This is a genomic window from Tardiphaga sp. 285_C5_N1_2 (genome assembly GCF_052076065.1).
In the GTDB taxonomy this organism is placed as follows: Bacteria; Pseudomonadota; Alphaproteobacteria; order Rhizobiales; family Xanthobacteraceae; genus Tardiphaga; species Tardiphaga robiniae.
Genome location: NZ_CP197241.1, coordinates 1,147,102 through 1,173,058 on the forward strand (window position 1 = coordinate 1,147,102; position 25,957 = coordinate 1,173,058).

Annotated in this window: 23 protein-coding genes; 15 read left to right on the forward strand and 8 right to left on the reverse strand. The window is 61.2% G+C overall.

Annotated features, from left to right (window positions below; genetic code table 11):
- Positions 1 to 12 precede the first annotated feature (12 nt).
- The 4 genes from AB7951_RS05435 to cysP all read right to left on the reverse strand — a co-directional run bounded on the left by AB7951_RS05435 (position 13) and on the right by cysP (position 5,245).
- A complete protein-coding gene (locus AB7951_RS05435) occupies positions 13 to 2,172 on the reverse strand; it encodes a malate synthase G (protein ID WP_120291745.1) in 2,160 nt (719 codons plus the stop codon).
- Between the two features lie 131 nt (positions 2,173 to 2,303).
- A complete protein-coding gene (gene cysW / locus AB7951_RS05440; RefSeq protein WP_093756819.1) occupies positions 2,304 to 3,191 on the reverse strand; it encodes a sulfate ABC transporter permease subunit CysW in 888 nt (295 codons plus the stop codon).
- Positions 3,191 to 4,018 (reverse strand): sulfate ABC transporter permease subunit CysT, encoded by an 828-nt coding sequence (cysT, locus tag AB7951_RS05445; RefSeq protein ID WP_120291743.1) that lies wholly within the window; start codon positions 4,016 to 4,018, stop codon positions 3,191 to 3,193. Before cysT (AB7951_RS05445) ends, cysW (AB7951_RS05440) begins: the two co-directional genes overlap by 1 nt.
- 225 nt (positions 4,019 to 4,243) lie before the next feature.
- Positions 4,244 to 5,245, reverse strand: coding sequence for a thiosulfate ABC transporter substrate-binding protein CysP (gene cysP, locus AB7951_RS05450; RefSeq protein WP_068735095.1), 1,002 nt, complete (start codon positions 5,243 to 5,245; stop codon positions 4,244 to 4,246).
- Between the two features lie 303 nt (positions 5,246 to 5,548).
- On the opposite strand from cysP, the gene cysG reads away from it, so the two are divergent.
- The 11 genes from cysG to AB7951_RS05505 all read left to right on the forward strand — a co-directional run bounded on the left by cysG (position 5,549) and on the right by AB7951_RS05505 (position 16,181).
- Positions 5,549 to 6,985: a siroheme synthase CysG gene (gene cysG / locus AB7951_RS05455; RefSeq protein WP_120291741.1), complete on the forward strand. Its 1,437-nt coding sequence runs from the start codon at positions 5,549 to 5,551 to the stop codon at positions 6,983 to 6,985.
- Complete coding sequence (locus AB7951_RS05460; RefSeq protein WP_089265421.1) at positions 6,982 to 7,296, forward strand: DUF2849 domain-containing protein; 315 nt, start codon at positions 6,982 to 6,984, stop codon at positions 7,294 to 7,296. The genes cysG and AB7951_RS05460 overlap by 4 nt, the downstream gene beginning before the upstream one ends.
- Before the next feature lie 12 nt (positions 7,297 to 7,308).
- Positions 7,309 to 8,964, forward strand: a complete 1,656-nt coding sequence (locus tag AB7951_RS05465) for a nitrite/sulfite reductase (RefSeq protein ID WP_120291739.1) — start codon at positions 7,309 to 7,311, stop codon at positions 8,962 to 8,964.
- The gene (locus tag AB7951_RS05470) at positions 8,951 to 9,463 is read left to right on the forward strand and encodes a DUF934 domain-containing protein (protein WP_120291737.1); all 513 of its coding nucleotides are present in this window, start codon (positions 8,951 to 8,953) and stop codon (positions 9,461 to 9,463) included. Before AB7951_RS05465 ends, AB7951_RS05470 begins: the two co-directional genes overlap by 14 nt.
- Before the next feature lie 207 nt (positions 9,464 to 9,670).
- A complete protein-coding gene (locus AB7951_RS05475) occupies positions 9,671 to 10,660 on the forward strand; it encodes a sulfate ABC transporter substrate-binding protein (RefSeq protein ID WP_089265721.1) in 990 nt (329 codons plus the stop codon).
- A gap of 66 nt (positions 10,661 to 10,726) precedes the next feature.
- A complete protein-coding gene (gene cysT / locus AB7951_RS05480; protein ID WP_089265418.1) occupies positions 10,727 to 11,563 on the forward strand; it encodes a sulfate ABC transporter permease subunit CysT in 837 nt (278 codons plus the stop codon).
- Between the two features lie 6 nt (positions 11,564 to 11,569).
- On the forward strand, positions 11,570 to 12,463 hold the full coding sequence (gene cysW / locus AB7951_RS05485) for a sulfate ABC transporter permease subunit CysW (RefSeq protein WP_089265417.1): 894 nt from the start codon (positions 11,570 to 11,572) through the stop codon (positions 12,461 to 12,463).
- Positions 12,453 to 13,493 (forward strand): sulfate/molybdate ABC transporter ATP-binding protein, encoded by a 1,041-nt coding sequence (locus AB7951_RS05490; protein WP_089265416.1) that lies wholly within the window; start codon positions 12,453 to 12,455, stop codon positions 13,491 to 13,493. The genes cysW (AB7951_RS05485) and AB7951_RS05490 overlap by 11 nt, the downstream gene beginning before the upstream one ends.
- Positions 13,494 to 13,577: 84 nt before the next feature.
- Positions 13,578 to 14,087 (forward strand): CAP domain-containing protein, encoded by a 510-nt coding sequence (locus tag AB7951_RS05495; protein ID WP_093756814.1) that lies wholly within the window; start codon positions 13,578 to 13,580, stop codon positions 14,085 to 14,087.
- A 109-nt stretch (positions 14,088 to 14,196) separates the two neighbouring features.
- On the forward strand, positions 14,197 to 15,393 hold the full coding sequence (locus AB7951_RS05500; RefSeq protein ID WP_093756813.1) for a DUF3734 domain-containing protein: 1,197 nt from the start codon (positions 14,197 to 14,199) through the stop codon (positions 15,391 to 15,393).
- Positions 15,393 to 16,181 (forward strand): 3-hydroxybutyrate dehydrogenase, encoded by a 789-nt coding sequence (locus AB7951_RS05505; protein WP_093756812.1) that lies wholly within the window; start codon positions 15,393 to 15,395, stop codon positions 16,179 to 16,181. The genes AB7951_RS05500 and AB7951_RS05505 overlap by 1 nt, the downstream gene beginning before the upstream one ends.
- A gap of 41 nt (positions 16,182 to 16,222) precedes the next feature.
- Here AB7951_RS05505 and AB7951_RS05510 read toward each other — a convergent pair whose 3' ends face one another.
- Together AB7951_RS05510 and AB7951_RS05515 are read right to left on the reverse strand one after the other, a co-directional pair.
- The gene (locus tag AB7951_RS05510) at positions 16,223 to 17,590 is read right to left on the reverse strand and encodes a flippase (protein WP_120291733.1); all 1,368 of its coding nucleotides are present in this window, start codon (positions 17,588 to 17,590) and stop codon (positions 16,223 to 16,225) included.
- A 123-nt stretch (positions 17,591 to 17,713) separates the two neighbouring features.
- Positions 17,714 to 18,541: a protein-disulfide reductase DsbD domain-containing protein gene (locus tag AB7951_RS05515; protein WP_089265411.1), complete on the reverse strand. Its 828-nt coding sequence runs from the start codon at positions 18,539 to 18,541 to the stop codon at positions 17,714 to 17,716.
- Positions 18,542 to 18,695: 154 nt separating this feature from the next.
- Here AB7951_RS05515 and AB7951_RS05520 point away from each other — a divergent pair, with 154 nt between their 5' ends.
- Positions 18,696 to 19,334 (forward strand): YqgE/AlgH family protein, encoded by a 639-nt coding sequence (locus tag AB7951_RS05520; RefSeq protein WP_068735119.1) that lies wholly within the window; start codon positions 18,696 to 18,698, stop codon positions 19,332 to 19,334.
- 38 nt (positions 19,335 to 19,372) lie between these two features.
- Here AB7951_RS05520 and AB7951_RS05525 read toward each other — a convergent pair whose 3' ends face one another.
- Together AB7951_RS05525 and AB7951_RS05530 are read right to left on the reverse strand one after the other, a co-directional pair.
- Positions 19,373 to 22,249, reverse strand: a complete 2,877-nt coding sequence (locus AB7951_RS05525; RefSeq protein WP_170849563.1) for an EAL domain-containing protein — start codon at positions 22,247 to 22,249, stop codon at positions 19,373 to 19,375.
- A gap of 123 nt (positions 22,250 to 22,372) precedes the next feature.
- Positions 22,373 to 23,368: a zinc-binding dehydrogenase gene (locus tag AB7951_RS05530; protein WP_441255711.1), complete on the reverse strand. Its 996-nt coding sequence runs from the start codon at positions 23,366 to 23,368 to the stop codon at positions 22,373 to 22,375.
- 109 nt (positions 23,369 to 23,477) lie between these two features.
- On the opposite strand from AB7951_RS05530, the gene AB7951_RS05535 reads away from it, so the two are divergent.
- The 3 genes from AB7951_RS05535 to AB7951_RS05545 all read left to right on the forward strand — a co-directional run bounded on the left by AB7951_RS05535 (position 23,478) and on the right by AB7951_RS05545 (position 25,928).
- Positions 23,478 to 23,669, forward strand: coding sequence for a DUF1192 domain-containing protein (locus AB7951_RS05535; RefSeq protein ID WP_116662608.1), 192 nt, complete (start codon positions 23,478 to 23,480; stop codon positions 23,667 to 23,669).
- Positions 23,670 to 24,242: 573 nt separating this feature from the next.
- Entirely contained in the window at positions 24,243 to 24,755 is a 513-nt protein-coding gene (gene rcdA / locus AB7951_RS05540) for a protease adaptor protein RcdA (RefSeq protein WP_068735127.1), read from the forward strand.
- 87 nt (positions 24,756 to 24,842) lie between these two features.
- Complete coding sequence (locus AB7951_RS05545) at positions 24,843 to 25,928, forward strand: acyltransferase family protein (RefSeq protein WP_120291729.1); 1,086 nt, start codon at positions 24,843 to 24,845, stop codon at positions 25,926 to 25,928.
- The last annotated feature ends 29 nt before the right edge of the window (positions 25,929 to 25,957 follow it).

The window sequence follows — 25,957 nt, forward strand, 5'->3', positions numbered from 1 at the left end:
ACAGAGAGTGTATCAAGCCAGCGCCTTCGCTTCGCGGCGGCGCGCCGTGAGGATGTATTCAGTATAGCCGTTCGGCTGTGTGCGTCCCTCGAAGATCAGGTCGCAGGCGGCCTTGAAGGCGACGCCGTCGAACGAGGGCGCCATATTCTGATACAGCGCGTCGCCCTTGTTCTGCTCGTCCACCACCACAGCCATGCGCTTCAGCGATTCCATCACCTGATCCCTGGTAATGACGCCCTGATGCAGCCAGTTGGCAAGGTGCTGGGCGGAGATGCGCAGCGTGGCCCGATCTTCCATCAGGCCGACGCCATGAATGTCCGGCACCTTGGAACAGCCGACGCCCTGGTCGATCCAGCGTACGACATAACCGAGGATACCCTGGCAGTTGTTGTCGATCTCCTGCTTCACATCATCCGGCGCCCAGTTCGACTGCGACACCGGAATGGTGAGGATGTCGGTGAGCTTGCCGCGCGGCCCGCCCTTGGCGAGATCCTTCTGGCGCGTGGCGACATCGATCTGATGATAGTGCAACGCGTGCAGCGTCGCGGCGGTGGGCGAGGGCACCCAGGCGGTGGTGGCGCCGGCCTGCGGATGGCCGAGCTTCTGCGTGAGCATGTCCGCCATCTTGTCGGGCGCGGCCCACATGCCCTTGCCGATCTGGGCATGGCCCGGCAGGCCATCGATCAGGCCGACATCCACGTTCCACTCTTCATAAGCCTTGATCCACGGCGTCGCCTTCATGTCGTTCTTGCGGATCATCGGACCCGCTTCCATCGACGTGTGGATCTCGTCGCCGGTGCGGTCGAGGAAGCCGGTGTTGATGAACATGATGCGCTTGGATGCATTCTGGATACAGGCCTTGAGGTTCACCGTGGTGCGGCGTTCCTCATCCATGATGCCGACCTTCATGGTGTTCTCGGGCAGCGACAGCAGCTTCTCGACGTGCGCAAAGATTTCGCAGGTCAGCGCCACTTCATCGGGGCCGTGCATCTTCGGCTTCACGATATAGACCGAGCCGGTGCGGCTGTTGCGGATCGGACCTTTGCTCTTGAGATCGTGGATCGCGATCAGGCCAGCAACAGCTGCGTCGAGCAGGCCTTCCGGGATTTCCTCGCCGGCGCTGTCGAGCACCGCATCCGTAAACATGTGATGGCCGACATTGCGCATCAGCATCAGGCTGCGGCCATGCAGGGTCAGGTTCTTGCCGTCGATCGTCTTGTAGACACGGTCTTCATTGAGTGCGCGCTTCAGCGTATTGCCGCCCTTTTCGAAATCGGCCGAGAGTGTGCCGTTCATCAGGCCGAGCGTGTTGCGATAGACCAGCACCTTGTCGTCGGCGTCGACGGTGGCGACGCTGTCTTCCATGTCGAGAATGGTCGAGACGGCCGACTCCATGATCATGTCGGCAACACCAGCGGAGTCGTCCTTGCCAATGGTGTTGGTTCGATCGATCTTCACTTCGATATGCAGGCCGTTATTGACCAGCAGGATCGAGGTCGGGGTGGCGAGCTCGCCGAGATAGCCAGCGAGCTGGGATTCGTTCTTCAGCGCGGTGAGGTTGCCGCTCTTGAGCTTGGCCGAGAGCTGCCCCGCAATGATGCTGTAGGCCGTGACATCGGTGTGGCTGCCGGTAGCGAGCGGCGCGGCCTGATCGAGGAAGGCTTTGGCCTTGGCGATGACTTTGTCGCCGCGTGCTTTGTTGTAGCCTTTGCCACCTTCAGACGGATCGTGCGGGATCGCATCGGTGCCGTAGAAGGCATCGTAGAGACTGCCCCAGCGCGCATTTGCGGCATTCAGCGCGTAGCGCGCATTGGTGAGCGGCACCACGAGCTGCGGGCCGCAGATCTGGCCGATCTCGATATCGACATTGGCAGTTTCGACCTGCTTGGTCGCAGGCTCCGGGAGGAGGTAGCCGATTTCCTTGAGGAACGCCGTATAGGCGTTCATGTCGAAGGCGCCCTTATTGGCCAGATGCCAGGCATCGATCTTGGCCTGCAGCGTATCGCGCACCTTGAGCAGTTCGCGGTTCTTCGGGCCCAGGTCCTTGATGAGAGCGGCGACGCCGGACCAGAACGCATCCGGCTGGATGCCGGTCCCGGGGGCGGCTTCCTTGGCGATGAAGTCGAACAGGACGGGGGCGATCTGCAGTCCGTGGGCGTCGATGCGTTTCATGGTGTCTTTCTCGCGAGAAGCGGCAATTCTGCTCTAATTTCAGGGAGTATAAGCATAAACGGCGCCAAACCGCGGCGCCCATGGGACCTTTTAACGCCAAACGCTACCCGGTGAGAAGTCCCCTAAAGGGATCAGTGGCCGGGCGGCCGGGCCGGGGCCTGCGCGTGATCTGGCGAGATCCGCTCCAGCGCCACCTTGATCACGATGGTGAGCAGTGCCACGGCCGTCAGCACCGTTGCCGCTGCGAAGGCGCCGGCGACATTGTAGTCCTGATACAGAAGTTCGATCTGCAACGGCAGCGTCGTGGTCTGGCCGCGGATGTTGCCGGAGACAACGGAGACGGCGCCAAATTCGCCCATCACGCGCGCATTGCACAGGATCGCGCCATAGAGCACCGCCCAGCGCACATTCGGCAGCGTGACCCGCATGAAGGTCGCAAAGCCGGAAGCGCCGAGTGTGACGGCGGCCTCTTCCTCATCGGTGCCCTGCACCTGCATGAGCGGGATCAACTCACGCGCCACGAAGGGCGCGGTCACGAACATGCTGGCGAGCACGATCGCCGGCAGTGCGAACATCACCTTGATGCCCATGGCTTCGATCAGGGGGCCGAACAGGCCCTGCGAGCCATAGACGAAGATATAGGCGACGCCGGCGACGATCGGCGAGATAGAATAGGGCAGTTCGATCAGCGAAATGAGGAGCGTGCGGCCTGGGAAGACGAACTTGGTCACCGTCCACGCCGCGGCGAGGCCGAACACGATGTTGATCGGCACAGCAATCAGCGCGGTGGTGACTGTCAACAGAATGGCATGCTGCGTGCCGGGCTCGGTGAGGCTGTTGAAAAACGTGCCGATGCCTTGCGACAGCGCTGAACTGAAGATCAAAGCCAGCGGTGCGATCAGGAACAGCAATGTGAGGATCGCGACGATGCCAAGTACCACGCGGCGCGTCACCGGGCCGGCACCGACGGGCGTCACCATCCATTCGGTATGGGCGCGTTCACTCGTCGGATGCGACATCACACATCTCCCCGGCCGAGATAACGCAGGTTCCAGGCCTGCACCGCGTTGGTGACAATCAGCATGGCGAAAGCCATCGCCAGCATTACCACGGCAATCGCGGCGGCAGCCTGGTAGTTGTATTCCTCGAGCCGAATATAGGTCAGCAGGGCAACGATCTCGGTCTTCATCGGCTGGTTGCCGGCGATGAAAATCACCGCGCCGAATTCGCCGAGGCTGCGTGCGAAGGACAGCGAGCAGCCGGCGAGGAACGCCGGAAAGATCGCCGGGAAGATTACGCGCCAGAGAATCTGCAGATCATTGGCGCCGAGCGAGCGGCCGGCTTCCTCGACATCGGAGCCGAGATCCTCGATCACCGGCTGCACTGTGCGCACCACAAAGGGAATGCTGGTAAAGGCCATCGCGATGGCGATGCCGAGCGGTGCGTAGGCGACCTGGATGCCAAGTGCATCGAGCGGTGCGCCGAACCAGCCTTTCTTGGAAAACAGCGCCGTCAGCGCGAGGCCGGCCACGGCGGTCGGCAGCGCGAAGGGCACGTCGACCAGCGCGTCGAGAATGCGCTTGCCGGGAAATTGATAGCGCGCCAGCACCCAGGCGAGCAGCAGGCCGTAGATGGCGTTGAATGCGGTGGCCGCCAGCGCCATCGTCACCGTGACGCGGATGGCCGACAGTGTGCGCGGTGACGACAGGATGTCCCACAATTGCGCAGGCCCGACGTCCGAGGCTTTCAGGATCAGCGCGCAGAGCGGCAACAGCACGATCGCTCCGAGATAGAGGAGCGTAATGCCGAGCGAGAGCCCGAAACCTGGAATGACGCTACGTCGCAAGGGAAGGTCCGTGTGTGAAGCCGTTGGGGCTTCTCTTAGACGATTTGCGCGGAAAGGGAATGCGGCGAGGTCGTCTAATGCAGGCGCCCGTCCTCTCCCATGTCATGGCCGGGCAAAGCGCGAAGCGCCGCTTCGCTAGATGTTCCCGGCCATCAACGTCTTTAGTCCATTTGCAGCCAAGACGTGGATGCCCGGGTCAAGCCCGGGCATGACGGAATTTGTGGTTCACTTCCCGCCGAACAGCGTGTCCAGCTTCGCGCCGGGATTGAGGTGTTCGGCATTCAGCTTGTCCCAACCGCCGAATTCGTCCTCGACGCGGTACAGCTTCACTTCCGGGAATTTGTCTTTGTATTTTGCCATCACGGTCTTGTCGGTGACGCGGTTATAGCCCTTGGCTTCGATGTCCTGGCCTTCCGGCGAATACAGGAATTCGAGATAGGCGGTCGCGAGGGCCTTCGTGCCGTGCTTGTCGGCATATTTGTCGACGACGGTCACCGGGAATTCGGCGAGCACGCTGGTCGGTGGTACCACCACTTCATACTTGTCCTTGCCCGCAAGGTCGCGGATCGACGAGGTCTCGGCCTCGAAGGTGATCAGCACATCGCCGGTGCCGCGCTCGACGAAGGTCGTGGTGGCGGCGCGGCCGCCGGTGTCGAACACCGGGACATTGGCGAACAGCTTCTTGATGAAGTCGTCAGCCTTGTCGGCACCATACTTGTTCTTCGCGAAGGCATAGGCGGCCAGATAGGTGTAGCGCGCATTGCCTGAGGTCTTCGGATTCGGGAAAATCACCTGCACGCCCGGCTTCACCAGATCGTCCCAATCCTTGATCCCCTTTGGATTTCCGGCGCGCACGAGGAAGGCCGGCAGCGAGTAATAAGGCGAGGAATTATTCGGCAGCCGCTTGGCCCAATCGGCCGGAATGAGCTTGCCGCGATCATACAGTACCTGCACGTCGGTGACCTGGTTGAAGGTCACCACATCGGCCTCGAGGCCTTCGAGGATCGAGCGCGCCTGGCGCGACGAGCCGTTGTGCGACTGGTTGATGGTGACGTCCTGGCCGGTTTTGGCCTTCCACTGCTTGGCGAAAGCAACGTTGATCTCGGCATAGAGCTCGCGCGAGATGTCGTAGGAGACATTGAGCAGCGTGTTCGGCGTCTGCGCCTGGGCGGGTGCAGTCGCGAGAATGCCGAGTCCGGCGGCGAGAGCGATAATGAAACGGTTCACGTGTAGTCCCCTGTGAGTGAGAGCGATCGGATGTCCGGGAACGGCGGCTGCGGCGTTTTGCCCGGCAAACGGTCCGGAATTTGCTGCGCAACGGGGGGCGGGCACGGGTGCGATTTCGCGCAACTCCTGCATCGGCCGACCGTTATTGAGAAGAAGCATCTACGACGCTTGGTGTTTGAGGACAAAAATTCTATAGTTAGAACGCCTCGAAGAAGATAAAATCTTCTCTTTGCGCCTCGTTATCGAGAGATATATAGAATATAATTCCAGTCAACCCCCGAATTTCGGGGCAGCGGAGTATGTATGCGGTTTCTGCCTGTCTTCCTCGATTTGCAGACCGGGCCGATCATTCTTGTCGGCCAGGGCGAACTCGTGCGCGCCAAGCTGAGGCTGCTGCTGGCGGCCGGTGCGCGGATTCGCTGGTACGCAACGGACGGCAATCGTGACACGTCCGGGCTCGATACCGATGGCGTGGCGCGCATTGAACATGTCGAGGGCGATCCGGTGACCGCCGATTTTTCGGGGATCACCGCGGTGCTCTGCGCCGGCGCCGGTGAACTCGGCCATGCGGTGGCTGCGCGCGCCAAAGCGAGCGGCGTGCCCGTCAATGTGATGGATGAGCTCGCGCACTCCACTTTCATCTTTCCGGCCATCGTCGATCGCGGCGATGTGGTCGTCGCCGTCGGAACCGGCGGTGCGTCGCCGGTGGTGGCGCGGCGTGTGCGCGAAAAGATCGAGGCGATGCTGCCTGCGCGGATCGGCGATCTCGCCGGCTTCATCGGGCGCTGGCGCAAACCGATCAACGACAAGATCGCGGAGGCTCCGTTACGTCGCAGGTTCTGGGAGCGCATCGTCGATGGTCCGATCGGCGCGCTGGTGCTGGCGGGGCGCGGTACCGAGGCCGAGAAGGCGCTGACGGAAATCGCCGATCTCTCGATCTATGCGGGTGCAGCGCAGGCCGGCGTTGTCGAAGGTCGCGTCACGCTGGTGGGAGCAGGGCCGGGCGATCCGGATCTCCTGACCATCAAGGCGTTGCGCGCGCTGCAGGACGCCGACGTTGTATTTTACGACGAACTGGTGTCCCCCGAAGTGCTCGACCGCATCCGCCGGGATGCATCGCGCATTCCCGTGGGGCGCCGGGTCGGCAAGCCCGGTATCGGTCAGGATGCGATCCACAAATTGCTGATCGAAGCCGCGAAAGCTGGGCAACGCGCCGTGCGCTTGAAGGGCGGTGATCCCTTCATTTTCGGGCGCGGTGGCGAGGAGATCGAAGCGCTGCGCGAAGCGGGTGTTGCTTACTCCGTTATTCCCGGCATCACCGCAGGTCTTGGCGCTGCGGCTATGTTCGAGGCGCCGCTGACCTATCGCCGCGAAGCGCTGCGCATCACCTTCCTGACGGCGCACAAGGAAAAGGACGCCGACAAGGTCGACTGGTCGACGCTCACCGACGAGAAGATGACCGTCGTTGTTTATATGGGTATGACCGCTGCCCCCACGATCCGCGCTGGATTGCTCGCTGCCGGGCGCTCGCCACAAACGCCGGTTGGCGTGTTTGCGCGCGTGACGCGTCCGGACGCGCAAGCGGCGGTGGGTGTGCTCGACGATCTCCCGGCGCTGGTCGACCAGATCGATGGCGGTCCGGCGGTTCTCATCATTGGCGATGTCGTGGCGCATTCCGCGCCGTGGCGGGCCGCTCAGATCAACAAGCTCGTTTCAGATTTATTGGTGGCTGCCGAATGACCTCTCCGCTGCAACAGAAAATCAAGATCACCGGCCCGTCGGTGGTGACTGCCAACCGTACCTGGGACGGCGTGGTGATTTATCGCGATGCCCATAAAGGCTGGACCACCGACCTCGCAGAGGCTGCCATCGTGCGCACTGCCGATGATGCGCGTGCGCTGCTTGCTGAATCCACAGCCGATGACGTTGGCGCCATCGGTCCCTATATCGCGCCGGTCGCCGTGAACGACAACGGCACCGTCGAGCCCGGCAATCTCCGTGAACAGATTCGCCGCAAGGGCGTCACCATTGACCTTCCGGCTTCGGCTTAAGGCACCTGAATTATGTATGCTTATGATGAAATCGATCGCACGCTGATCAACGAGCGTGTCTCGGAATTCCGCGATCAGGTGAAGCGCCGCCTCGCAGGTGAACTCACCGAAGACGAGTTCAAGATGCTGCGGTTGATGAACGGCGTTTATCTTCAGCTTCACGCCTATATGTTCCGCGTCGCCATTCCCTATGGCACGCTGTCATCGCCGCAACTGCGCAAGATGGCGCATGTGGCGCGACGCTATGACCGCGGCTATGGCCACTTCACCACACGGCAGAACATCCAGTTCAATTGGATCAAGCTCGCCGATCTGCCGGATGCGCTGGAAGATCTCGCTTCGGTCGGCATCCATGCGATGCAGACATCGGGCAATTGCACGCGCAATGTCACCACCGATCAATGGGCAGGTGTCGCGCCGGGCGAGGTCGAGGATCCACGCATCTGGGCGGAATTGCTGCGGCAGTATTCGACCATGCATCCGGAATTCTCGTTCCTGCCACGCAAGTTCAAGATTGCGATCACTGCGTCGGCCCATGATCGCGCGGCGATCAAGGTGCATGACATCGGTCTGCGAATTCACAAGAACGAGGCCGGCGAAACTGGCTTCGAAGTGCTGGTCGGCGGTGGCCTCGGTCGCACGCCATTCATCGGCAAGGTGATCAAGCCGTTCGTGCACGGCCGCGACATTCTGAGCTACGTCGAGTCCATCCTGCGCGTCTACAACCAGTATGGCCGCCGCGACAATATCTACAAGGCGCGCATCAAGATTCTGGTTCATGAGCTGGGCATCGAGAAATTCGCCGCCGAAGTTGAGGATGAGTGGCTGGCGACGCGCGAGAGTGCGCTGACGCTGGACAACGAGGTTGTCGAGGATATCCGCTCGCGCTTCAGCTATCCGCACTATCAGAAGCTCTCCGACACGCCGGACGAGTTGGCGGCCGCGTCGGCCGATCCGCATTTTGCGCGCTGGCTCAAGAACTCGGTCGCGCCGCATCAGCGGACCGGCTACGCCATCGTGACATTGTCGTTGAAGCCGGTGGGCGGCCCGCCCGGCGATGCCACGGCCGACCAGATGGATGCGGTTGCCGATCTTGCCGACAAATACTCGTTCGGCGAAATCCGCGTGGGCCATGAGCAAAATCTAGCGCTGCCGAGCGTGGCCAGGCGTGATCTGCCCGCACTGTGGCGGCAGCTCGACAAGCTCGGCCTCGCCACACCGAACGTCAATCTGGTCACCGACATCATCGCATGCCCTGGCCTGGACTACTGCTCGCTGGCTAATACGCGTTCGATCCCGATCGCGCAGGAACTAACGCGGCGTTTCGCCAATAACGATCTTGCGGAGCTGATCGGTCGGCTGCATATCAACATCTCCGGCTGCATCAATGCCTGCGGCCATCACCATGTCGGCCATATCGGTATTCTCGGCGTCGAGAAGAACGGCGAGGAATTCTTCCAGATCACAATCGGTGGCCGTGCCGACGAGCATGCCGTGGTCGGCACCCTGATCGGACCGGCGGTGCCTTTTGCCGAGGTAGCCGACGTCATCGAGGATATCGTCGAAGCCTATTTGGCACTGCGTGCCCGGCCGGACGAATTGTTTGTCCAGACTGTCGAACGCCTCGGCGTCGAGCCGTTCAAGGAGCGCGTTTATGCCACTCGTTAAGCAAGGCAAGATCGTTGCCGACGGCTATATTCACGTGGCCGACGATGCGGAGATTCCGGTCGACGGAGCGGCGTTGGTTCCGGCTGCGCGTTTTCTCGCCGATCCGGAGGCGCTGCTGAAGCGCAGCAGCCCGACCGGTGTGATCTGGCCGAATAACCGCGATCCGGAAGAGCTGGTGCCTTATCTCGACAGGCTCGCGGTGGTCGCGCTGGTCTTCCCGTCGTTCCGCGACGGCCGAGCCTACAGCCAGGCGCGCCTGCTGCGTGAACGCTACAAATACAAGGGCGAATTAAGGGCAACCGGCCAAGTGTTACGCGATCAGTTCGTCATCATGCTGCGCGCCGGTTTTGATTCATTCGAAGTGAAGAAGGATGCCGATGCGGAAGCGTTCGCGGCTACGGTGAAACGCTACACGGTGTTCTATCAGCCGACCGGCGATGGTCGCATCACGGCGCTGCATCAGCGCATGCAGTTGCGTCACGCGGAGAACGCGCGCTAATTCGCCGCATGTCGACGGCTTTCGCAGCGTTGGTTGATGACAAATGACCAGCGCGCGATACGGTCTCCATACGAAGGCATATTCATAGCACATTGCTGCCGTCATGCCGCCAACATTGGAATCTGGTTTCGTTGACTTAGCGGTGCTTCTTCAAGATTTTGCCCCCACCTCATGACGATCGTGTTGTGAGGTTGGATGGAGATCAAAATGGTCCGTCGTATTCTTCCCGTCATTGCGGGTCTCTTAATTGCAACATCGGCGCACGCGGCAGACATTTCGCTGCTCAACGTGTCGTATGACCCGACGCGCGAGCTGTATGTCGATTTCAACAAATCGTTCGCTGCTGCGTATCAGAAGGAAACCGGCAAGAGCGTCGAGATCAAGCAGTCGCATGGCGGCTCGGGGGCGCAGGCGCGCTCTGTGATCGATGGTCTGCAAGCCGATGTGGTCACCCTCGCGCTCGCCTACGACATCGACGCAATCGCCAATAAGGGCCTGCTGGCGAAGGACTGGCAGAAGCGCCTGGCGCAGAATTCATCACCCTATACGTCGACCATCGTGTTCCTGGTGCGCAAGGGTAACCCCAAGGCCATCAAGGACTGGGACGATCTGATCAAGAGCGGCGTCAGCGTCATCACGCCGAATCCGAAGACTTCTGGCGGTGCGCGCTGGAACTATCTCGGCGCCTGGGGCTATGCTCTGAAGAAATATGGATCGCAGGACAAGGCAAAGGAATTCGTCGGTAACATCTTCAAGAACGTTCCGGTTCTCGATACCGGCGCGCGTGGCTCGACCATCACCTTCGTCCAGCGCGGCGTCGGCGATGTCTTGCTGGCCTGGGAAAACGAGGCGTATCTGGCAATCCAGGAATTCGGCAAGGACAAGTTCGAGATCGTCGCGCCGTCGCTTTCAATTCTCGCCGAGCCGCCGGTCGCCGTCGTTGATACCGTCACTGATAAAAAGGGTACTAAAGCCGCTGCCGAGGCCTATCTAAAATACTGGTACACCAAGGAGGGTCAGGAGATCGCCGCGCGCAATTTCTATCGTCCGCGTGATGCAGATATTGCCAAAAAGTACGAGGCTTCCTTCGCCAAGGTTGATCTGTTTACGATCGACGACGTGTTCGGAGGTTGGACCAAGGCGCAGAGCGAGCACTTTACCGACGGCGGCGTGTTCGACAAGATCTACAAGAACTGATCGTTCGCAGCGAAACATCCAGACCGGTATGCCGGTCTGGGGCTTTTACCAAAGCAAGGGGACATTGTGAGCGCGGCACCTAAACGAAGTTCGTTGCCGGGGTTCGGCCTGAGCATGGGCCTGACCCTGACATGGCTGTCGCTTTTGATTCTGATCCCGTTGGCCGGGTTGTTCGTCAAGACAGCCGATCTCAGTCTCTCGCAGTTCATCGATACCGTCACCAGCAACCGCACCCTACACGCGCTCAGGATTTCGTTCGGATTGGCCTTCGCGGCTGCGCTGGTCAATCTGGTCGCTGGCCTGATTATCGTCTGGGCCCTGGTGCGTTACCGGTTTCCCGGTCGCCGGCTGTTTGATGCCATCGTCGATATCCCGTTCGCCCTGCCCACTGCAGTGGCAGGCATCGCGCTGACGACGTTGTTTGCGCAGAACGGATGGCTCGGCGCGCCGCTGGCGTCGCTCGGCATCAAGGTGGCGTTTACGCCGCTCGGAATTTTCCTGGCGATGGTCTTCATTGGCATTCCGTTCGTGGTGCGGACGGTGCAGCCGGTGCTGATCGACCTCGATGTCGAGATCGAAGAGGCCGCGGCCTGTCTCGGTGCCTCCCGCTGGCAAACCATCACCCGCGTCATCATTCCCAGCCTCACGCCGGCCATTCTCACCGGCTTCGCGCTGGCGTTCGCCCGCGCCGTTGGCGAATATGGCTCCGTGATCTTCATCGCCGGCAACCTTCCAAATGTGTCGGAGATTGCGCCGCTCTTGATCGTCATCCGGCTGTCGGAATTCCGCTACGCCGATGCGACAGCGATCGCGGTGGTCATGCTGGTCTTCTCATTCCTGATCATCTTCGTGCTCAATCGGCTGCAGCGCTGGGCGCAGACACGCGCGCTGGCCGTGAGTTGACCTGACATGACCATTACAATTATCAATTCGCCAGTCACCGTGGAGCGCGCCCAGTCCGTGGCACGACAGGACCTGCATACTGAGCCATGGCTCGTGCGCGGCATCATTATCGGTGTCGCAGTGATGTTCCTGACAGTGTTCGTGGTCCTGCCGCTGATTTTGGTGTTCTCGGAGGCATTGTCCAAGGGCGTTGGGTTCTATCTGTCGGCCTTGGCAGATTCCGAGGCGCTCTCGGCCATCTGGCTGACGCTGATCACTGCAGTGATCTCGGTCAGCCTCAATCTGGTATTCGGCGTTGCCGCCGCTTGGGCGGTGGCCAAATTCGAATTCAGGGGCAAGACCTTGCTGGTCACCCTGATCGATCTGCCGTTCTCGGTCAGCCCCGTTATCTCCGGTCTGGTATTTGTGCTGCTGTTTGGTGCGCAGGGTTTCTTTGGGCCATGGCTGATGTCGCATGGCATCAACATTCTGTTTGCCGTGCCGGCGATCGTGTTGGCGACCACCTTCGTCACCTTCCCGTTCGTCGCCCGGGAGCTGATACCGCTAATGCAGGAACAGGGGTCGCAGGAGGAAGAGGCTGCGATATCGCTCGGAGCGAGCGGTTGGCGTACCTTCATTGTGGTGACGCTCCCCAACATCAAATGGGGCCTGCTCTACGGCGTACTGTTGTGTAACGCACGGGCGATGGGTGAGTTTGGCGCAGTTTCGGTGGTGTCGGGCCACATTCGCGGCGAGACCAACACCATGCCACTGCTGGTGGAAATCCTGTATAATGAATATCAACTGGTGGCGTCGTTCGCGATCGCGTCATTGCTGGCTCTGCTGGCGCTCTTGACGCTGATCGCAAAGACCATCCTCGAAGGCCAGATTGAAGAAGGACAGCTGCCCCGTGACGATTGAAGTTCGGAATATCGTAAAGCAGTACGGTGCCTTCAAGGCGCTGGATAATGTCGACCTCAGGGTTGCTGATGGCGAGCTGCTCGCGCTGCTCGGACCGTCCGGTTCCGGCAAGACGTCGTTACTGCGAATTATCGCAGGGCTCGATTGGCCGGATTCCGGAGAAGTCTCATTCGATGGTGAAAACGCGCTGGCCCGCGGCGCTGGCGAGCGCCACGTCGGTTTCGTGTTTCAGCACTATGCGTTGTTCCGCCATATGAGCGTGTTCGAGAATGTGGCCTTCGGCCTGCGCGTGCAGCCGCGCGCCGTGCGCAAGAGCGAAGCGCAGATCCGCGCGCGCGTGAAGGAGCTTCTCGATCTCGTGCAGCTCGACTGGCTCGCCAATCGCTATCCCAGCCAGCTCTCCGGCGGCCAGCGGCAGCGTATTGCGCTGGCGCGTGCGCTCGCCATCGAGCCGCGCATTCTGCTGCTCGACGAGCCGTTCGGTGCGCTCGATGCCAAGGTCCGCAAGGAGTTGCGGCAATGGCTGCGCACGTTGCACGAGGAAATCCACGTCACCTCGATCTTCGTCACGCATGACCAGGAGGAGGCGCTCGAAGTCGCCAATCGCGTCGTGGTGATGGACAAGGGCAAGATCGAACAGATCGGCACGCCTGGCGACGTTTACGATAACCCGGCGACGGCTTTCGTGCACTCATTCATAGGTGAATCGATCGTGCTCCCGGTCGATGTAAGCGACGGCCAGGTGAAGCTCGGCCATCGCCCGCTCAACATCGATGCGGGCAGCGCAAGCGGACCGTCGAAATTGTTTGTTCGTCGTCACGACATGCAGATCGGTCCGCTCGGCGAGGGAGCCCTCGAAGGCACCGTGCGCCGCGTCCGCACCTTCGGCCCGATCCAGCGCGCCGACATCGCGTTGTCTGGCGATGATACGCTGGTGGAGATCGATGCCCCGCGCGACCGTCCGCTCACCACGGGCGATGCGATCAGCCTGCAGCCGCGGCGCTACCGGATCTTTGCCGGGCAGGAGTGACTGGCGCTTTCTAAAAATCCCCTGCGTTCACCTTTCAGCCACGGTTGGTGTGCAACAACGGCCCCTTGATTTGGGGGATTGCCGATGAAGCGGGTGGCTCTGGCCAGTCTGGGATTTCTGTTGCTGGCAGGGTGTGCGGGGACCGTCGATACCGTGCCGGACCAGCCCACCATGTATCTCAGCATGGCCAATGGTGGCGCCAAGCTCGATCCGGTGGCCGCAGCCTCGATGATCTCACTGTACCGGCAGAACAATGGCCTCGGCCCGGTTGTGGTCGATCCCGCATTAATGGCGTTGGCTGAAGACCAGTCCACCGCCATGGCCAAACGAAACAAGCTCGATCACGATGTGAAGGCACCGCTGGCCAAGCGTCTGAATGCCGGCGGTTATCCGGCGAGCTTGGCCGTCGAGAACGTCTCGGCGGGCTACCATACCATGGCGGAAGCCTTCTCGGGCTGGCGGGACTCGCCACCGCATCGGGCTAATATGCTGAAGTCCGGTGTCACAAAACTGGGCATTGCGGCGATCTATGCTCCCAACACCAAATACAAGGTGTTCTGGACCATGATCCTGGCGTCGACGGATTCCAAATAAGCCATTCAGGATAGCTGAAGCGTGATGGTGCTCCGCACCATCTGTGATTGACGCCGCCGCAAGGGGGCGCCACGGTACGGTTCCCGCCATCGACAGGATCGAGTGGTCCATGGATATGTCCGATCAGCCTCAATCCAGCGCTGCCAGCAAACCCGCCGAAGCCAAGCGCGTTCTGGTGCTGCAAGGGGGCGGCGCGCTTGGCTCCTATCAGGCCGGCGCCTATGAGGCGCTGTGTCATCATGATTTCGAGCCGGAATGGGTGGCTGGCATCTCCATCGGTGCCATCAATGCGGCGATCATCGCGGGCAATGAGCGCGACAAGCGGATCGGCAAGCTCAAGGAATTCTGGGAGATGGCGGCATCGCCGGTCCCTTGGAGCCCGATGCTGACGGATGACCGCGCGCGCTCTTATTTCTACGAGGCAGGCGCCGCTGTCATTGCTACATTCGGCGTGCCAGGTTTTTTCGTGCCGCGGATTCCGCCAGCACCACTGTGGCCGCCCGGCAGTCCGCAGTCGCAGAGCTTTTACGACACCGCGCCGCTGAAGGCGACGCTGGAACGGCTGGTCGACTTTGATCGTCTCAACGATTGCAAGACCCGGCTGAGCGTCGGCGCTGTGAGCGTGACCACCGGCAACTTCACTTATTTCGACAACACGCTCTTCAAGAAAGATCGCAAAAGGATCGAGCCCGAGCACATCATGGCCTCCGGCGCGTTGCCGCCGGGGTTTCCATCGATCGTGATCGATGGCGAGCATTTCTGGGATGGCGGCATCGCCTCAAACACGCCGCTGGATTTTGTGCTGGACGATGTAACCAGCGATCTGCTGATCTTCCAGGTCGATCTGTTCAGTGCGCGCGGGCCATTGCCGCAATCGATCCTGGAAGCGCAGGAGCGTGAAAAGGACATTCGATATTCCAGCCGCACCCGCATGAACACCGACAAGAACAAGAAGATTCACAACATCCGCAAGGCGCTGCGTGATCTGATTGGTAAATTGCCGGCAGAACTGAAGCAGGATCCCGGAGTGGCGCTGTTGTCGGAAGCCGCGAAGGAAAATACCGTCACGGTGGTGCATCTGATCTATACGAGCAAGAATTACGAGTCGTCGTCGAAGGACTACAATTTCTCGCGCATCGGGATGGTGGAGCACTGGGGTGCCGGCGAGCGCGACGTATTCCTCTCGATGCGCCACAAGGACTGGTTCGAGCGGCCGCAATCCGATGAATCGATGGTGACCCATGCGCTCACCGCCGACGATTACAATGACCTCCCGCAGCATTTGACGTCCAACAGGAGCAAGTAATGGCTAATCTCACAGGCAAGACCGCCGTCGTCACCGGTTCGACCAGCGGCATCGGCCTCGCTTATGCGCGCGCTTTCGCAAGCGCTGGCGCCAATATCGTCATCAACGGCATGGGTGCGCCTGCTGACATCGAGAAGGAACGCGCGGCGATCGAGAGCGATTTCAAAGTCAAGGCGATCCATTCGCCGGCGGACATGACCAAGCCGGCCGAAATTGCCGAAATGGTCGCGCTCGGCGAGAAGACCTATGGATCGGTCGATATTCTCGTCAACAATGCGGGTATCCAGTTTGTGTCTCCGATCGAGGAATTCCCGATCGAGAAGTGGGATGCGATCATCGCCATCAATCTCTCTTCGGCCTTCCATGGCATCCGCGCCGCCGTACCCGGCATGAAGAAGCGCGGCTGGGGTCGCATCATCAACACCGCCTCAGCGCATTCGCTGGTCGCCTCGCCATTCAAGTCGGCTTATGTCTCTGCCAAGCACGGCATCGCCGGCCTTACCAAAACCGTGGCGCTGGAAGTGGCCACTCACAAAATCACCTGTAATTGCATTTCGCCTGGCTATGTCTGGACGCCGCTGGTGGAAAAGCAGATTCCCGACACCATGAAGGCGCGCGGACTGACCAAAGAGCAGGTCATCAACGACGTCCTGCTCGAAGCGCAGCCGACCAAGGAATTCGTGACCTCCGAACAGGTTGCGGCATTGGCGCTGTTTCTGTGCGGCGACGATGCGGCGCAGATCACCGGCACCAATCTGTCGATCGATGGCGGTTGGACGGCGGAATAAGTTTGCTTCCTGACCTCCTCCTGCTTTGCAGGGGGAGGTTGCTAGGCGCCTTGCTTTCCGAAGGCGAGCACGTGCAGTCCAAGCCGCTGTCGCACGATCCAGAACAGCAGGATCGTCTCGAATGTAAGCGCGATCGACGTTGCCGCGGCGGCGCCATGGCCGCCGAATTTCGGCACCAACACGAGACACAGCACCAGGTTCATCACGAAAGCCGACGCGTAGGCCACGGCGCAAATATGTTGGTGACCGAGCATGTTGAGCAGGCGCTCCACCGGGCCGATGGCAGCGCGGACCACGAGGCCGATGGCTGCGATGAACATGATATCGTAACCGCCCGTGAATTGCGGACCGAAAAGCCATAGCAGCGGCTTGCCCAGAGCGAGCAGGACCAGCGTCGCCGCGAGCGACGGCCAGAACGTCCATTTGATCGCGTGGGTGACATAAGCGGCGAGGCGGTCCTTGTCGCCGGCCGCGTGATATTCGGTAAAGCGATGCGCCGTTGTCGCCGACATCGCGTAATGAATGAACGACACCAGCGCCAGGGTCTTCACCACAGCGAAGTACACGCCGACCTCGTCGGATGAGACGAACTGCTGCAGCACCAGCACGTCGGTGTAGGACAGCAGCAGATAGAAGCTCTCGACCAGCAGGATCGGCAACGACACTGCGAGCCAGCCGCGATAGTCATAGGCCTTCGGGCCGGGCTCGATATGGGTGTGAAGCCGGCGATTGAGTACGATCATCTGGCCGATCATCGCAACCCAGACGGCTGCGACGCTGGCCAGCATTGCGATGGTCGCACCCAGCTTAAAGCCCAGTGCGAAGGCGCCGGCGGTGAAGCCGATGATGAGCGCCTGGCGGATGATGAATTGCGGCATCAGGCCGAGGCGCATCCAGTCATGGGAGCGCGCGATGCCATCCTGCGTGTTGGCGACGACGAAGGCCGGCAGTGTCAGGCAGCCGAGATAGAGCGGCACCACCGTGTCGGCGTCGATCCACGGCGAGATGAGCTTGACGAGGCCAGCGAGCAGCAGCGAGACCATCACCGAGACGATACCGGTCATCCAGCGGCTGCCGGAGAGGAAGCCGCGCAGCCGCGCGTGGTCGCCGCTGGCGCGATACTCCGGGATGATCTTCTGGGCTGAAGCGGCGATGCCGAAATCCATCATCGAGCCGAGCAGCAGTACCCATGTCCAGACATAGACATAGATGCCGTAATCCGACGTGCCCATCCAGCGCGCCAGCAGGATCTGGGAGAAGTAAGCGAGGCCGGCCGAGATCACGCGGATGAGGAAGATGGTGCCGGCGAGGCGGCGCGTCAGCGAGGCTTCGCCTGTGCCGGTGAACAGCGCGCGCAGCCTGGCCTTGAAGCCGGCGGGCTCGCTTGCGGGTGCGGAGTCTGCGTCCATCGCGGCCACGACAAGGTCCTCAGCCGCAGGCGTGCGGCAGCGGTCTGGCGTAGCAAGCAGTCGTTAACATCCGGTTGGACGGAGATATACAGGTTGCGCGCAACAGGTCACGCGCCAGCGGTATCAGGGCAGGTTGACGTTGAATTCATAGGCGCGGTCGCTGCCGACCAGCGTCAGTTTCAGGGCCGCGCCATCGGTCGTGGCGCCGGGCGGCACGCCGTCGAGTTCGAAGCTGAAGCGCTTCACGCCCGGCGGGCTCTTGGCCTCGAGTTTGGGGATTGGCAGCGCCCATTCCGGCGTCGGGCCCTCGACGAACAGGTTGGGTTCGCTGCCTTCGGGCGCCACGACGTCAACGAACACATTCTTGCCCTCGCGCTTGAGGTCGCGCACCGTCAGCGGACTGGTGTCGCCCATGGTTGCCGGCTTAGGCACGGTATCGAGCGCCGCGGTCAGCGCGCCGTCTTCAGTGCTGGCCACGCTGGTAAAAGCGAGTTCGGCATTGGCGTCGACCGGGATGCAGAGCTTGTCGCAGACCGCGTAATTGATCGCCGCACGGAGAATCACCGGCTTGCCGGGGTCCTTGGCGATCACCCGCATCGGCAGCACCACCTGTTTCACATAGCCCAGCGATAGGCCACCGGCCCCATCCTCGAATTTTTTCGGCGCCGGCCACAGGATGGTGACGGTATCCAGGTTCTCCGATTTGGAGAAATCGAAGCGGGGCGGTACCCCCGAATCACCGGGATTCCGCCAATAGGTGTGCCAGCCGGGCTGCAGCTGGATCGCTATACCCCCCAGCATCACAGGACCGCTACGCGAGCCTGCCACAAGCCTGATCTGCGAATGACTGTCTATCTGCCAAGGTGAGGTGTCCTCCGCCTGCGCGCTGCAGGTGAGGAGCAGGCCCGCGGCGCAGACAGCGACAATGTGGTGCGGAACAGATGCGGTCATCGGGCGTCCTTACAGGGTGGGCCTGTCATAAAGCCAAACCTGTCTTAAGCTATTGAACTGCTTGTGATCCGGTTTTCGTATGCGTTGCGGAAGGCTGATTGACAGAACCCAGACCCAATATCAGGATAGGCAACGAAATGAGAGCGGTTTGCTGATGGAACCCACTCGCAAGCGCCCCCGGAAAAGCCGCGCGAAATCCAGCGCCGGCGACACTGGCAACTACCTCGACGGGCAGTTGCTGATCGCCATGCCTGTGATGGAAGACGAGCGCTTCGCCCGTTCGGTGATTTACGTCTGCGCGCATTCGTCGGAAGGTGCCATGGGCATCATCGTCAATCGGCCTGCGGGGAGCATCGATTTTCCCGAATTGCTGGTTCAACTGGACATCATTGAAAAGTCCGACAGCATCAAGCTCCCGGAAAGCGCCGAAAGCATGAAAGTGCTGAAGGGCGGTCCGGTCGAGACCGGCCGAGGTTTCGTGCTGCATTCCAGCGATTTCTTCATCAAGGACGCGACATTGCCGATCGACGATGGCGTCTGCCTCACCGCGACCGTGGATATCCTGCGTGCCATCGCCAATGGCGGTGGGCCCAAGCACGCGATTCTCGCGCTGGGCTATGCCGGCTGGGCGCCGGGCCAGCTGGAAGACGAAATCCAGGGCAACGGCTGGCTGCACTGCGCAGCTGATGAGGATCTTATCTTCGGCGGTGATGTTGAGGAGAAGTATCTTCGCGCGCTGCAGAAGATCGGGATCGCCCCGGGGATGTTGTCGGCCGAGGCCGGCCACGCGTGAGCGTCCGCTAGACTTCCAGCTATCAGCGACGGCCCTACTCAGCTCGCCGCTTCGAGCCGCTCTTCCGTCAGCATGCGCATCGCCGCATCCGCATCCATCGGCTCGCCAAAGGCAAAGCCCTGGGCGTATTCGCAGCCGAGCTGATACATCTCCACCGCATCCGAATCTGTCTCGACGCCTTCAGCGACGACGTCCATGCCGAGATCGTGGGCCATCGCGATGATGGATTTGAGGATCACCGGGCGGGTGCCGCGCGAGGTGGTGCGAACGAAGGACTGGTCGATTTTCAGCGTGTCGAACGGGAAGCGCTGCAGATAGGATAGCGACGAGTGGCCAGTGCCGAAATCGTCGAGCGAAAGACCCGTACCGAGTTCGCGGATCCGGTGCAGCATCTGCGCTGCATGTTCCGGATTTTCCATCACCAGCGATTCCGTGAGTTCGAGCTTCAGCGTGCCACGCGCGACTGACGAGCGTGACAGCACGGTGCGGATGTCATGCAGGAGGTCGTGGCGCAGCAGTTGCCGCGAGGAGACGTTGACGCTGGCGAAGATCGGTTCGCGCGAGCGCATCGCGCGCTGCCAGATCGCGAGCTGGCGTGCAGTCTGATCCATCACGAACATGCCGAGATCGATGATCAGGCCGATCTCCTCGGCGATCGCAATGAATTCCGACGGCGACATCCGGCCGAGCTTCGGATGATCCCAACGGGCCAGCGCTTCGAAGCCGGCGATGGAGCGATCTTCCAGCCGCACGATGGGCTGATACAGGATGGTGATTTCCTGGCGCTCGATGGCGCGGCGCAGTTCGGATTCGAGCGTCAGGCGATCCGTTTTGCGGGCGCGCATTGCCGGTTTGTAGACGTCGATACGGTCGCCACCGATCCGCTTCGAATGATACATCGCGAGCTCGGCGTCCTTGATGAGCTCGTCGGTCAACGGTACCGCGGGATCAGAGAGCGCTAGGCCGATCGAGGCCGTGAGGAAGATCTCGCGATCGTTGAAGGCAATCGGGGCGCGGATGGTCTTGCGGATGGTCTCGGCGAAGGCGGTGATCTTGGCCGCGTCTTGTTCGGACATCAGGATCAGGCCGAACTGATCGCCGGCGAGGCGGGCCAGCGTGTCCTGCGGCTTGAGGATGCGGGTGAGGCGGCGGGCCAGCGTCAGAAGGATCGAGTCGCCGACGGCGATGCCAACGGAATCGTTGACCTGTTTGAAGCGATCGAGATCGATCACCATGATGGTCGGCCGCATGGTCGGCACAGTCTTGGAGAAATTCGCGACGGCGTTGAGGCGGTCAATGAACAGCTTGCGGTTCGGCAGACCGGTGAGATTGTCGTGCACCGAGTCGTGCAGCATGCGTTCTTCGGCATTCTTCATCTCGGTGACGTCGGTGAGGGTGCCGACCACGCGTGACACTTCGCCGTCGGAGCCGACCACCGGACGCGCCTTCAGCGCAAACCACATGAAGTGACCGTCGGGGGTGCGCAGGCGAAAGTCCTGCACGAGGCGGCCGCGACGCTGGTCGAGCACGCTGTCCAGCGCCGCCCGGAAGCGATCCTGATCGAGCGGGTGGAGCACTTCGAGCCAGCTTGCCGCGGGGCCTTCCAGCGTGCCGCGTTTGAGGCCGAGCAGTGCTTCGGTCTCGGGCGAGGTGAACACTTTGTCGGCGGAGACGTCCCAGTCCCAGATCAGGTCGCCGGAGCCGGTCAGCGCCAGCGCGCGGCGCTCGACGTCCGACACGATGCCATTGGTGGCGCCGCCGCCCGCGAAGGCGTGCTGCATAACCGTGAAGCCGATCAGCATCACGATCAGCACGAGCCCGCCGAGCAGCGCCGGGCCGACGATGTCATTGGTGACACTGCCGGCGACGGTCATGCCCGCGGCAACAACCCAGACCACAAGCAGGAACCAGGTCGGGATCAGCAACACCGCGCGGTCGAAGCCATGGGTGGAGAGATAGACGATCAGCGCAAAGCCGGCGAAGGCGATGAGCACCAGCGAGATGCGCGCGATACCTGAGGCGACGGCAGGATCGAACAGCGCCAGACCTACGAGAGAGCCAAGGAAAGCCAGCCAGCCTAGCGTGATGTGCGAGTAGCGGACATGCCATCGACTGAGATTGAGATAAGCAAACAGGAACACCAGCAGCGTCGCCGCCAGGATCGCTTCCCCCGAGGCGCGCCAGACGCGCTCGGCGCCTTGGGACATGTCGAGCACCTTGCCCCAGAAGCCGAAGTCGACACCGATATAGACCAGCACAGCCCAGGCCAGCGCCGCGGCGGCCGGGAACATGATGCTGCCCTTCACGACGAACAGGATCGTCAGCACCAGCGCCAAGAGGCCCGAGATGCCGATGACGATGCCTTGGTACAGCGTGAAGGAGTTGACCTTGTCCTTGTAGGCTTCCGGCTCCCACAGATAGAGCTGCGGCAGCTTGTTGGTGCGCAGTTCGGCGACGAAGGTGATGACAGCGCCGGGGTCGAGGGTGACGCGGAAGATATCGGCGGTGGCGCTATCCTGACGTTCCGGGCGATCCCCGGTTGACGGCGTGATCGTCGCAATGCGCGAGAGGCCAAGATCGGGCCACAAGAGGCCGGACGACACGATGCGATAATGTGGCGCGACGATCAGACGATCGAGCTGATCGTCGGTGTTGTTGGCGAGCGCGAACACCACCCAGTTCTGACCGGCTTCGCGGCCACGCACCTCGATGCGGCGAACGATGCCGTCGGTGCCGGGCGCGGTGGAGACCTGGATGCGGTCGGTGTCGCTATGCTGATATTCGAGGATGCCGGTGAGATCGATTGCGGGCGCATCACCGCGGACGCTGACAGCGTCAACAGCCTGTGCCGGTGCTGCGGCAACAACAATCATTAGGCCGAGCGCGAGCGGCGCGAGCCACCTGATCAAACGCAATGTCATTCTCCGCGATCAACAAAACATCGACCCTGCGTCACGCAGAAGCAGGGCCATTTCCCGACGCGCGATAAATGACATGAAAGCGAGATAAATCAAAGGGTTTCCGGCTGTTCTCCAGCCCTAAACGACCAACACAATTTTGCCAATATGTGCGCTGGTTTCCATGCGTTTGTGTGCGTCTGCAGCCTTTTCCAGCGGGAAAGTGCTGTCCATCAGGGGCTTAACCTTGCCGGCCTTGAGCAGCGGCAGGACATTGGCCTCGATCGCCCTGACCATGGCGGCCTTGTCCGCATTGGTGCGGGGCCGCAGGGTCGAGCCGGTATAGTGCAGCCGCTTCACCATGATCTTGGCGGCGTTGATGGTGGCTTTCGGGCCGTTCAGCACCGCAATCTGCACGATGCGGCCATCGACGGCGGCGGCATCGAAGTTTTGCTCCACATAGTCCGCGCCCACCATATCGAGGATCAGCTCGACGCCGGTCTTGGTGATTTCCTTGACGCGTTCGACGAAGTCCTCGGTCTTGTAGTTGATGGCGTGATCGGCGCCGAGCTTGAGGCAGGCATCGACCTTGTCTTGGGAGCCGACGGTGACGATCACCTTGGAACCTAGCGCCTTGGCGAGCTGGATCGCCATGGTGCCGATGCCGGAAGAGCCGCCATGGATCAGCACGGTCTCGCCGGGCTGCAATCCGCCACGCTCAAACACGTTATGCCAGACGGTCATCAGGGTTTCGGCGGTGGCGCCGGCCTCGGTCATCGAGAAGCCTTCGGGGACCGTCATCGCCTGCGCATCCTGTGCGATGCAATATTGCGCGTAGCCGCCGCCGGCGACCAGCGACATCACCTTGTCACCGAGCTTGTGTTTGGTGGCGCCTTCGCCGAGGGCGACGACTTCACCGGAGATTTCGAGGCCGGGCAGATCGCTGGCGCCAGGCGGCGGCGGATAGGCGCCGGAGCGTTGCGCGACGTCCGGACGGTTCACACCGGCGGCAGCGACCTTGACCAGGATTTCGCCGGGACCGGGCTTCGGAACGGGGCGCGTCTCGGGAATCAGCACCTCGGGGCCACCCGGTTTGCTGATACCAACGACGGTCATTTGCGTGGGCAGCTTTTCCATGATTTGTCCTTGCGGCGTACGGGATGTCGGTTGGCCATCTGATTAAACAGCCGGATCAATGCTGGCAACATCCGGTGCATATTCGAATTTGAGACGGGGAGGGCCCCAAATGGCGATCGACGACGACGACAAACCGAAGAAGAAGGTCAGCCACGAGATCGGGCAGGACCTCTCGCTGCTATCGGTCGAGGAACTCGCCGAGCGGATCGCGCTGCTCAATGGCGAGATCGCGCGGCTGCAATCGAGCATGACCTTGAAGCGCGCGACGCGCGATGCGGCGGATCGCTTTTTCAAATCGTGACGGGTTATTGAACGGCGCTCTCCCGGCTCTCTGCCGTCATTACGAGGTGAAGGAAAGCTGTCCTGCAGCTTTCCTCTTAGCGAAGCAACGCGGCAATCGAGAAGCCATACGCGAAGAAAACTGGATTGCTTCGCTCCGCTCGCAATGACGGACGAGAGGCCTGTACAATACCGCCGACGCTTCCTCAGTCGCGATCCCGACATTGTCTCATTCCGATACAGTTTGCGAGGCGTCGCATGGCAAACGGATCGTGAAGAAAGCCCGCGTATTTACGCGCAATTAAGCTTTCTCGCATATTACTTAAATTGTCCTTGTTTGGACACCGAGTGGCTCCTGTCCACTCTGTTTGACGCCTCCCTGTTATCAACTTTAAAGCCGCCGGAAACGGCGGCTCTTTTTTTGGTACTCATGTCTTCTTTTGGGGCGTCCGCGATCGTTAAATCGCGTTGGAAACCATAAATACTTCTTTAATTTTACGCCGCTGGACTCTCACGCACGCACGCGTAATGATTTGTTCATCATAAGCCCGCCGTTCAGAGCTGGCTGCGAAACCATTTGCGTGAGGCGTTAACTATGTCGGATCGTTTGCACAGCGAACCCGCTCTCGTTCAGTTTAGCGAGCGGCTGACCAATTCTGCTGCCTTCGGCGCCTTGTTTCGCGAGGGGATGGATCTGGTCGAAGAGACCGCGGCCTATCTCGACGGCGTCGGCCGTAGTGAGGCGAAGGCGCTGGATCGCTCCGTCAGCCTGACTTACGCCACCGAAAGCATGCGCCTCACCACCCGCCTCATGCAGCTTGCCTCATGGCTATTGCTGCACCGTGCGGTGAAGGAAGGTGAGATGACGCTGACCCAGGCCAATCGTGAAAAGACCAAGGTCAAGCTCAGCGCCGCTGATCCGAGCCCGGAAGAAATGCTGCTCAAGCTGCCCGAGCAGTTGCAGATCCTGATCGCGCGTTCGATGGTGCTGCAGACCAAGGTTCGTCGCCTCGACGTCTCGATCCACGCCGCAACCACCACGCATGCCCCGATCGGCAATCCGCTGGTGCCGCAGCTCAATCGCCTGAAGGCCGCATTCGAGCGCTGATCGCGCGTCCCTCGCATTCCCTGAACGCTGTTCCTCGCTCGCGGCTCATGCGCTAAACATGAGCCGGTTGAAGCGGGGGCATTGGCGATGGCAGACGATATCAGGGCATTGACCGGCGTGCGCGGCGTCGCCGCCGCTGTCATCGTCGTGTATCATTTCGGTGACGTGCAGCTCGCAACCGGCGGCACCGGCTCGTTCTTCCGCATTCCCTACGGCTATTTGCTCGTCGACCTGTTCTTCATGCTGTCAGGCTATGTGATGGCGCTGACCTATCGCGACGCGTTCCTGCATCTTACCGGCAAGGCGTTTGCGCATTTCATGCTGAAGCGGGTCGCGCGGCTATACCCGGCCTATTTCATTATCGGATTGTTCTATGTGGCCAAGATCGCGGCTGGTCTGTCCGGTGAGAAGCTGGAGATGTATTCAGCCTGGGACTGGACCGGCAACCTGCTGATGATGACCGGCTGGGGTCTCTATATTTTCCCGATCATCGGCGTGGCCTGGGCGGCGAGCGCCGAGATGGGCTCCTATCTGCTGCTGCCGATCCTGATGGCCTCTACCCAGCGCTGGAGCAAATGGATCGCGGGATTTGCGGTGATAGCGGCGCTGCTCGGCATCTATGCGGTGAGCGTCAGTGGCCGCGGGTCGGGCGGGCCGCTCGATGTAGTCAACGGCAATTCGCTTTATCCGCTGCTGCGCGCGGTGGCGGGTTTCACGCTGGGCCTTGCGATCTTCCGCTTTGGTGGCGTCGTCGATCGCCTGTCGGCAACCGTGCAGGATGGTCTGGTCGTCGCGCTTCCGCTCGCCATCATCGCCGTCGGTTTGGCCGATGCGAGCGATCGCTTGATGTATCTGCTGTACATCCCGCTGGTCGCGGTGCTCTCGCGTGATGGCCGAATGGCGCAACTGCTGTTCGGCAACGCGCTGGTCTACCGGCTCGGCATCATCTCGTACTCGATCTATCTGATCCATCCGCTGTTCGTCAGTTTCGCTATCAGGACCTGGCGGCATTTAGGCCAGACTGAGGTTGTCTATATCGCTGCATCGCTGGTCTGTTTCGCCATCATCTGGGCGCTGGCGGAAGTGAGCTATCGCTTCGTCGAAATGCCCGGCCGCAACTGGATCACGCAGCGATTCATCCCGCGGAGAAGCGACGCGCCGGTGAAGGCGTAGGCATCGGGGCTATCAAGTCGGTAGTGCGG

Excerpts from the sequence above, each read along its gene's own strand:
- cysW (WP_093756819.1), bottom strand. The coding sequence starts at position 3,191 with ATGTCGCATCCGACGAGTGAACGCGCCCATACCGAATGGATGGTGACG.
- AB7951_RS05475 (WP_089265721.1), top strand. The coding sequence starts at position 9,671 with ATGGTCCGTCGTATTCTTCCCGTCATTGCGGGTCTCTTAATTGCAACA.
- AB7951_RS05545 (WP_120291729.1), top strand. The coding sequence starts at position 24,843 with ATGGCAGACGATATCAGGGCATTGACCGGCGTGCGCGGCGTCGCCGCC.
- AB7951_RS05510 (WP_120291733.1), bottom strand. The coding sequence starts at position 17,590 with ATGGACGCAGACTCCGCACCCGCAAGCGAGCCCGCCGGCTTCAAGGCC.
- AB7951_RS05470 (WP_120291737.1), top strand. The coding sequence starts at position 8,951 with ATGCCACTCGTTAAGCAAGGCAAGATCGTTGCCGACGGCTATATTCAC.
- rcdA (WP_068735127.1), top strand. The coding sequence starts at position 24,243 with ATGTCGGATCGTTTGCACAGCGAACCCGCTCTCGTTCAGTTTAGCGAG.
- cysG (WP_120291741.1), top strand. The coding sequence starts at position 5,549 with ATGCGGTTTCTGCCTGTCTTCCTCGATTTGCAGACCGGGCCGATCATT.
- AB7951_RS05530 (WP_441255711.1), bottom strand. The coding sequence starts at position 23,368 with ATGGAAAAGCTGCCCACGCAAATGACCGTCGTTGGTATCAGCAAACCG.
- AB7951_RS05495 (WP_093756814.1), top strand. The coding sequence starts at position 13,578 with ATGAAGCGGGTGGCTCTGGCCAGTCTGGGATTTCTGTTGCTGGCAGGG.
- AB7951_RS05535 (WP_116662608.1), top strand. The coding sequence starts at position 23,478 with ATGGCGATCGACGACGACGACAAACCGAAGAAGAAGGTCAGCCACGAG.
- AB7951_RS05465 (WP_120291739.1), top strand. The coding sequence starts at position 7,309 with ATGTATGCTTATGATGAAATCGATCGCACGCTGATCAACGAGCGTGTC.
- AB7951_RS05460 (WP_089265421.1), top strand. The coding sequence starts at position 6,982 with ATGACCTCTCCGCTGCAACAGAAAATCAAGATCACCGGCCCGTCGGTG.
- AB7951_RS05520 (WP_068735119.1), top strand. The coding sequence starts at position 18,696 with ATGGAACCCACTCGCAAGCGCCCCCGGAAAAGCCGCGCGAAATCCAGC.
- AB7951_RS05500 (WP_093756813.1), top strand. The coding sequence starts at position 14,197 with ATGGATATGTCCGATCAGCCTCAATCCAGCGCTGCCAGCAAACCCGCC.
- AB7951_RS05515 (WP_089265411.1), bottom strand. The coding sequence starts at position 18,541 with ATGACCGCATCTGTTCCGCACCACATTGTCGCTGTCTGCGCCGCGGGC.
- cysW (WP_089265417.1), top strand. The coding sequence starts at position 11,570 with ATGACCATTACAATTATCAATTCGCCAGTCACCGTGGAGCGCGCCCAG.
- AB7951_RS05435 (WP_120291745.1), bottom strand. The coding sequence starts at position 2,172 with ATGAAACGCATCGACGCCCACGGACTGCAGATCGCCCCCGTCCTGTTC.
- AB7951_RS05505 (WP_093756812.1), top strand. The coding sequence starts at position 15,393 with ATGGCTAATCTCACAGGCAAGACCGCCGTCGTCACCGGTTCGACCAGC.